Origin of the sequence: Psychrobacter sp. GW64-MNA-CIBAN-0177 (assembly GCF_040309585.1) — a bacterium.
GTDB classification, from domain to species: domain Bacteria; phylum Pseudomonadota; class Gammaproteobacteria; order Pseudomonadales; family Moraxellaceae; genus Psychrobacter; species Psychrobacter okhotskensis.
Window position 1 is genome coordinate 1 of sequence record NZ_JBEOOY010000052.1, and the last position, 1,302, is coordinate 1,302.

Sequence of the window (1,302 nt, forward strand, 5' to 3'; positions counted from 1 at the left end):
GAGCCCATCCCGAATTCTGTGTAACTGCCATTTAGATTAAGTGCTTACTAATACGATCATCAAACATAATCATAAAGCGATTTAAAGCAGACGTCCAGTTACGGATGGGCATCGACCACTTTTTGGATGCCTGCTGGGTGGCTAAGTACACCACTTTGAATGCTGCCTGATCAGAGGGGAACACCTTACGCTTATTCACCGCCGTCCGAATCACGCTGTTTAGCGACTCAATAGCATTGGTGGTATATATGACTTTTCTGATGTCTTTAGGGTAATTAAAGAACACCGTTAAGCCCTCCCAGTTATTGCGCCAAGACTTAACCACATGCGGGTACTCAGTGCCCCATACCTCATCAAAGTGTTCAAGGTTAGCCTCTGCTATCTCAAGCGTATCAGCGCCGTAGATAGCCTTTAGATCAGCCGCTACTGCCTTTTTATTTGTCCAAGGTACAAACTTCATCGAATAGCGCACCATGTGTACGATACACAGCTGAACCTGAGCGTTGGGATAAACGGTATTGATGGCATCAGGGAAGCCCTTTAAACCATCGACACAGGCAATGAGGATATCTTGCACCCCGCGGTTTTGTAGTTCAGTGAGTACACCCAGCCAGAACTTAGCGCCCTCATTCTCTGATAGCCACATACCAAGCAGCTCTTTTTTACCATTAAGTCCCACACCTAGTGCCAGATAGATAGCCTTGTTGATAATCTGTTTATCTTGACGTATCTTCACGACAATACAGTCTAGATAGACGATAGGATAGACACTGCTTAACGGCCGGTTCTGCCAAGCGGTGATGTCCTCTAAGATGTTGTCAGTGACTCTTGAAACCAGGGTGCTTGAGATGTCGACATCGTAGAGCTCTTTGATACTCTCTACAATCTCAGTGGTGGTTTGACCCTTGGCGTAAAGGAATATGATCTTGTCATCAAGGCCGCTAATACGGGTTTGATGCTTACGTACTAAAGCAGGTTCAAAGTCGCCATCACGGTCTCTTGGGGTGGATATCTCAAGATCGCCTGTGTCACTGCGGACGGTCTTTTTAGTATGCCCATTGCGTTTATTTGGCTTATCTGCTTTCTCATGCTTAGGGTAGCCAAGATGGTCTTCCATCTCAGCTTCTAGGGCGGTATCAATAAACGATTGCATGAGCTGCTTTTGGAAGTCTTTGATGTCATCGAAGCTGTTCATACTACTAGCCATCTGCTCGGCCAGTTTCTTAATGTCAGTTTGCTTGGTCATTGCTTATTCTCCTGTTATGGGATTATAAGCAGTTACACAGTTTTTAGGAAACTCCC

General features: G+C 45.5%; 1 protein-coding gene. It reads right to left on the bottom strand.

Translation table 11 applies throughout. The features are described 5' to 3' along the window. Nucleotides 1-31: 31 nt before the first annotated feature. Nucleotides 32-1,246: an IS256 family transposase gene (locus AAEY79_RS14130; protein WP_025652625.1), complete on the bottom strand. Its 1,215-nt coding sequence runs from the start codon at nt 1,244-1,246 to the stop codon at nt 32-34. Nucleotides 1,247-1,302 lie beyond the last annotated feature (56 nt).

Excerpts from the sequence above, each read along its gene's own strand:
- AAEY79_RS14130 (WP_025652625.1), bottom strand. The coding sequence starts at position 1,246 with ATGACCAAGCAAACTGACATTAAGAAACTGGCCGAGCAGATGGCTAGT.